General features: G+C 65.9%; 5 protein-coding genes and 1 pseudogene. All 6 read left to right on the forward strand.

Going from position 1 to position 6090, the window contains the following annotated elements; genetic code table 11:
* A pseudogene (locus tag RWR81_RS11895) lies at positions 1-323 on the forward strand (rhamnan synthesis protein F); the annotation flags it as partial.
* A gap of 3 nt (positions 324-326) precedes the next feature.
* On the forward strand, positions 327-1169 hold the full coding sequence (locus RWR81_RS11900) for an NAD(P)-dependent oxidoreductase (RefSeq protein WP_314457949.1): 843 nt from the start codon (positions 327-329) through the stop codon (positions 1167-1169).
* 82 nt (positions 1170-1251) lie between these two features.
* The gene (locus tag RWR81_RS11905) at positions 1252-3129 is read left to right on the forward strand and encodes a rhamnan synthesis F family protein (RefSeq protein ID WP_314457950.1); all 1878 of its coding nucleotides are present in this window, start codon (positions 1252-1254) and stop codon (positions 3127-3129) included.
* Entirely contained in the window at positions 3126-4223 is a 1098-nt protein-coding gene (locus RWR81_RS11910) for an acyltransferase (RefSeq protein ID WP_314457951.1), read from the forward strand. The genes RWR81_RS11905 and RWR81_RS11910 overlap by 4 nt, the downstream gene beginning before the upstream one ends.
* 179 nt (positions 4224-4402) lie before the next feature.
* Positions 4403-5515, forward strand: a complete 1113-nt coding sequence (locus RWR81_RS11915) for an NAD-dependent epimerase/dehydratase family protein (protein WP_314457952.1) — start codon at positions 4403-4405, stop codon at positions 5513-5515.
* A gap of 4 nt (positions 5516-5519) precedes the next feature.
* Positions 5520-6090: ABC transporter permease (locus RWR81_RS11920; protein ID WP_314457953.1), on the forward strand; the 571-nt coding region annotated here is incomplete at its 3' end.

A 6090-nucleotide genomic window follows, 5' to 3' on the forward strand; every position in this document is an offset into this window, starting at 1 on the left:
CCATGTCCAGCGGCTTCCATCCCCGCGAGGTCCTCACCCCCACCTGGGCCGGGCGACTCTACGGCGCACTGGCCTACAAGCAGCAGGCCGTCGTCGCCGACCTGCCCGCTCACACCGACGAGCAGGTCCGGTTCCTCCAGGCCCGGTTCGGGCCCGGGGCCGGCCTCGGGCCGCGGGTGCGCTCCTACCTCGATGCTCGTCACCCGGAGGCGGCCGGAGCCCTCAAACCCGCCTACCGCCACATGACCGGCGCGGCCAGAAGCGTGACCGACGCAGTGAGGAGTACGGCAAGGAGGCTCAGCACTCACCTGTTAAGATCCTGAGTCATGGCAAAGACAGTTCTCGTCACCGGAGCCGGCGGCTACATCGGTCGCCACGTCGTCACTGCACTGCTGGAGCGGGGACTGGTTGTCAAGGCCCTCGATCTGCGTCTCGACGGCGTCGACGACCGGGCGGAGAAGGTCTCCATTGACCTCTTCTCCGGCGATGCCGACATCTACGACCAGATGGGGCGCCCCGACGTCGTCCTGCACATGGCTTGGCGCGACGGCTTCAAGCACGCCTCCCACGCCCACCTGGACGACCTGGCCAAGCACTACCACCTCATCGAGAACCTCTACGCCGGTGGGCTTCCCCAGCTCGCCGTCATGGGCACCATGCACGAGGTCGGTTACTGGGAGGGCGCCATTGATGAGGACGCCCCCTGCAATCCGGCGTCCCTGTACGGCATCGCCAAGAACGCCCTGCGCGAGGCCACCTTCCTCTCCGCCCGGGAGCACGGTGCCGTCGCCCAGTGGATCCGCGCCTACTACATCGTCGGTGACGACAAGTTCGGCAACTCGATCTTCTCCAAGCTCCTGGCCGCCGCGGAGGAGGGACGGACCACCTTCCCCTTCACCACCGGCAGGAACCGCTACGACTTCATCTCCGTGGACGGCCTGGGCGAGCAGATCGCCGCGATCATCGATCAGCGCGAGGTCGACGGCATCATCAACGCCTGCACCGGTGAGCCCATGACCCTGGCCGAGCGCGTCGAGGCCTACATCCGGGACAACGACCTGAACATCACCCTGGAGTACGGCGCCTTCCCGGATCGCCCCTACGACTCGCCCGGTGTGTGGGGGGATCCCACGAAGATCCGCCGTATCCTCGCCTCGAGCGCGAGCTGACGCGTCGTTGAGGAACTGTCTCCCCCCACATCCTTCCCCCTGCCGCGCTGAGCGGCCCGGACCACTGCCCAGAAGGGACATCATGGCAACGCTTGGCGCGGATCCGAAGCGACTCGGGATCTTCTTCTTCTTCGATGCTCAGGGCATCGTGGACTCCTACGTGGAGACCCTGCTCGCCGATATGGTCAAGAACCTCTCCGAGCTGGTCATCGTCGTCAACGGCGAGCTGACCGCCAAGAGCTACGCGAAGCTCGGCGCCTTCACGGACAACATCATCCTGCGCGAGAACCAGGGACTCGACGTGTGGGCCTACAAGACCGCCCTGGACTCCTACGGCTGGAGGAGACTCGCCGAGTTCGACGAAGTCGTCCTGTTCAACGCCACCATCATGGGGCCGGTCCACCCCTTCGAGGAGATGTTCACCGAGATGGCCGGCCGGGACATCGACTTCTGGGGCATCACCTGGTTCCACGAGGTCCCCTTCGACCCCTTCGGCTACGCCCTCGAGGGCTACCTGCCCCGCCACCTCCAGTCCCACTTCCACGCATACCGCCGCTCCTTGGTGACCTCCAAGGCCTTTCAGGACTACTGGGACGAGATACCCGAGATCAACGGCTACGAGCAGTCGGTGGGACTGCACGAGGTCCCCTTCACCCAGCGCTTCGAGCGACTCGGCTTCACCTCGGACGTCTACGTCAACACCGAGGACATGGAGGGCTTCACCTTCTCCCCGGTGCTCTTCTCCCCGGTCGAGCTCATCCGGGACAAGCGCTGCCCGATCTTCAAGCGCCGCTCCTTCTTCCGCCCCTACGACGACGTCGTGCGTCAGTCCGTGGGCGAGTCCAGTGCCGAGCTCTACGCCTACCTGCGCGACCACACGGACTACGACACGAATCTCATCTGGGACAACGCCCTGCGCACGATGAACATGGCGGACCTGGTCAAGAACCTCCAGCTCACCTACGTCCTGCCCACGCAGACGGTTGTCCGCGAGCCCAGGAAGCAGAGGGTCGCCCTCATCGCCCACCTGTACTACATGGAGCTGGTCGAGCCCACGCTGAAGTACATCCGCAACATGCCCGAGGGCATCGACGTCTTCCTGAGCACCTCCAGCCCCGAGAAGGTGGAGCAGGTCAAGGCCGCCTGCGAGGGGCTGCCCTACAACATCGAGGTGCGCCTGGTGGACAACCGGGGGCGCGACGTCGGCCCCTTCCTCGTGGGGTGGAAGGACGTCATCCACGACTACGACGTCGTGTGCTACACGCACGACAAGAAGGTCACCCAGCTCTACCCATACTCGGTGGGCGACGGCTTCGCCTACAAGTGCTTCGAGAACCTGCTGCCCACGCGAGACTTCGTCAAGAACGTCATTGCCACCTTCGACGCCGAACCGCGTCTGGGCTTCCTGGCCCCCACGCCGCCCAACCACGCCGACTACTTCCCGGTCTACACCTTCGGCTGGGGACCGAACTTCGATCGCACCAAGGAGCTCCTGCACGAGCTGGGACTCAACGTTCCCCTCGACTCCAAGAAGGAGCCCGTCGCCCCCCTGGGATCCATGTTCTGGTTCCGTCCCAAGGCCCTCAAGCCGCTGTTCGACCACGACTGGCAGTGGGAGGAGTTCCCACCCGAGCCCTGCCCCATCGACGGCACGCTCATGCACGCCATCGAGCGGTCACACGGCTACGTCGCCCAGGGGGCGGGCTACTTCTGCGGCTGGCTCTTCTCCGACTCCTTCGCCCGCATCGAGCTGACGAACCTGTCCTTCTACGTGCGCGACCTCACCTCCGCGATCTCCGAGCACTGGGACATGGGGCTGGAGACGCAGGTCGTGGAGAGGATCCGGGACACCCGTACCACCCGTCAACGGATCAAGAGACGTCTGGGGCAGTGGGTTCCGCCGGTCCTCAAGGAACCGATGAGAACCGCTTACCACAAGGCTCGAGGAATCGGGCGATGAGCGCGGCAGCGGTACCGGTGACCGCCGCTCAGGCGGCCGAACCTGTCAGGAAACGGCCCAGGATCTTCTACCTGGACCTCATCCGGGCCCTGGCCACCCTGCTCATCGTCCTCACCCACTTCAACTTCCACCTCCGTGACCACGGGGGCGGTTACGTCCTGACCTTCGAGCCCTTCGGCATCTATGTCGGTGCCCTGGGCGTCTCACTGTTCCTCATCATCTCCGGCGCGGCCCTGACCCTCACCTATCGGCGGCCGATCAACCTCAAACGGTTCTACTGGAAACGCTTCCTCAACATCTACCCGATGTTCTGGACCGCCTGGGTACTGGGGACGCTCTACTACTTCATCATCTACAACGGGCGGCCGCCCAACGCCGCCCCGGCCCGATCCTTCATCTTCACGCTGCTGGGGATCGACGGGCTCGCCGTGAACTTCCACTTCCGCACCATGTACCTCTTGGGTGAGTGGTTCCTCGGCTTCATCCTCCTGTACTACGTCGTCTTCCCACTGCTGCTGTGGGCCATTGACCGCTTCCCGGTCCTCACCGGTGTCGTGCTCCTGGTGGCCTACGCCGCCACCGTGGTCATCATGCCGCGCTACTTCCCGGGCTACCCCTCTGCCATGATTCTCACCACAAGGCTCCCCGAGCTGGCCTTCGGCAGTTACTTCGTCCTCTACGTCCGGCGCGTGCACTGGGCCGCGGTCGTCCCAGCGGCCGGGGTCCTGGCCGTCTCCGCCATCTTCCCCGAGGACGTGGGCACCACGATCGTGGGCATCTCGGCCTTCCTCATTCTCGTGGTGGTCGGTCGCTACGTGGCGATCCAGCCGGTACGGGTCGTCGTCGGCCTCATCGCCAAGTACTCCTACCCGATCTTCCTCGTCCATCACGTGGTGATCTGGCAGGTCATCCAGAAGATCAATGTCATCGGATTCTTCCCCATCCAGCGATACATGCTGCTGGCCGCCGAGTGCGTCATCATCCTTGCCCTGTCGGTGGCGCTGGTGCGGGTGACCGACACCGCCGTCGACTTCTTCACCAAGGCCTTCAAGGGGATGAGCTGGCGCCCCGAGGCCTTGGAGGCCGAGCGCTGACGGCCGGCGGCCGCCCGAGGGCTGACTCCCACGAGTGGCGTGCGACCCGTCGGCGTGTCGAAGGCAACGGCATCTGTCGGCGCCGTCGGCTCCGGCAGCGCCGAGAATAGTGCCGAGGTCTCGGCGTACTGCCTGAGCATGTCCCGCCGACCCGACTCGACTACCCAAGGGAGACCCTCGTGACCCGTACCTGCCTCGTGACAGGTGGTGCCGGATTCATCGGCTGCGCGATCTCGCGCGACCTGGCGGATGCCTTCGACCGTGTCGTGGCTCTGGACAACATGCATCCGCAGATCCACCCGTCCCAGGAGCGCCCCGCCGCGCTCGACGAGCGCGTGGAGCTGCACCGTCTGGACGTCGCCGTCGCCGAGGACTGGGACTCCCTCCTGACCGAGGCCGCCCCGGAGGTCATCGTTCACCTGGCCGCGGAGACCGGTACCGGACAGTCCCTCACCCAGGCCTCCCGCCATGCGAGCGTCAACGTCGTCGGCACCACCCAGATGCTCGACGCGCTTGTGCGCCACGAGATCCGTCCCGAGAGGATCGTCCTGGCCTCCTCCCGCGCCGTCTACGGAGAGGGCCGGTGGACCGACGCCGAGGGACGCCCCTCCTACCCCGGCCAGCGCACTCACGCGATGCTCGAGGCCGGGCAGTGGGACTTCGCGGGCCTGACCCCCTCGGTCCAGTCCTCCACCACCGTCAAGGCCTCCCCGGCCAACGTCTATGCCGCCACCAAGTTCTGCCAGGAGAACCTCGTGACCTCCTGGTGCGGCTCCTTCGGGGTCACTCCGGTGCTCTACCGGCTCCAGAACGTCTACGGCCCCGGCCAATCACTCATCAACCCCTACACCGGCATCGTCTCCCTCTTCGCCCGACTGGCCAGGGCCGGACAGTCCATCCCGGTCTACGAGGACGGCCAGATCGTGCGGGACTTCGTCTTCATCGACGACGTCGCCTCCGCCATCGTGGCAGGCGTCCTGCACTCGCCGGCGGCTGTGCAGCCCTATGACATCGGCCTGGGGGAGCGCACCACTATCATGCAGGTCGCCCAGACGATCGCCGAGCACTACGGCGCCCCCGCCCCGCACGTCACCGGCCAGTTCCGTGACGGCGACGTGCGCGCCGCCTGGGCCGACACCGCCCGCGCCCGCAAAGCGCTGGACTGGGAGCCCCGGATCGGTGTCCACCAGGGAGTCAACCGCCTGTGCGACTGGATCGACGCCCAGGTGGACGCCTCTGCCGGCTCTTTCCCTTCCCCTTCCTCGTCCACCGACACCGCGACGGAGGTGTGAGCCCATGAAGCTCTCTCGACTTCTCCGCTCGGAGGAGGCGCGCCAGACGCTGGACCTCACTCTGCGACTGACCCAGCGCTCGGTGTCCTCCGAGTTCAAGGGCACGGCGCTGGGGCGCCTGTGGTCCTTCATCAACCCCCTGGCCACCATCGCCGTCTTCGCTCTCATCTTCGGCGTCGTCTTCCGCGGCGGTGTGGCGCCGGGGCGCAACTCCGGCATCGACTCCTTCGCGCTGTGGATCGGGATCGGGGTGCTCAGCTGGACCTTCATGTCCAGCGGGGTCATGTCCTCCATGAACGCCCTGGTGGACAACTCGGGACTGCTCACCAAGGTCTACTTCCCCCGCCAGGTCCTCATCTACTCCGCAGTGCTGTCCCTGGCCGTGGACTTCACCTTCGAGCTGCTGGTGCTGACCGTCATCGCCATGATCATGGGCGGCCCAGGGGTCCTCCTCATGCTTCCGGCACTGGTCGTCGTCACGCTCCTGGCGGGCATGTTCGCCGTCGGGCTGGGACTCGTTCTGTCCATCGCCACCGTCTACTTCCGGGACCTGGGTCACCTGTGGCAGATCTTCA

The sequence above is a fragment of the uncultured Actinomyces sp. genome, from assembly GCF_963526355.1.
Lineage (GTDB): Bacteria > Actinomycetota > Actinomycetes > Actinomycetales > Actinomycetaceae > Actinomyces.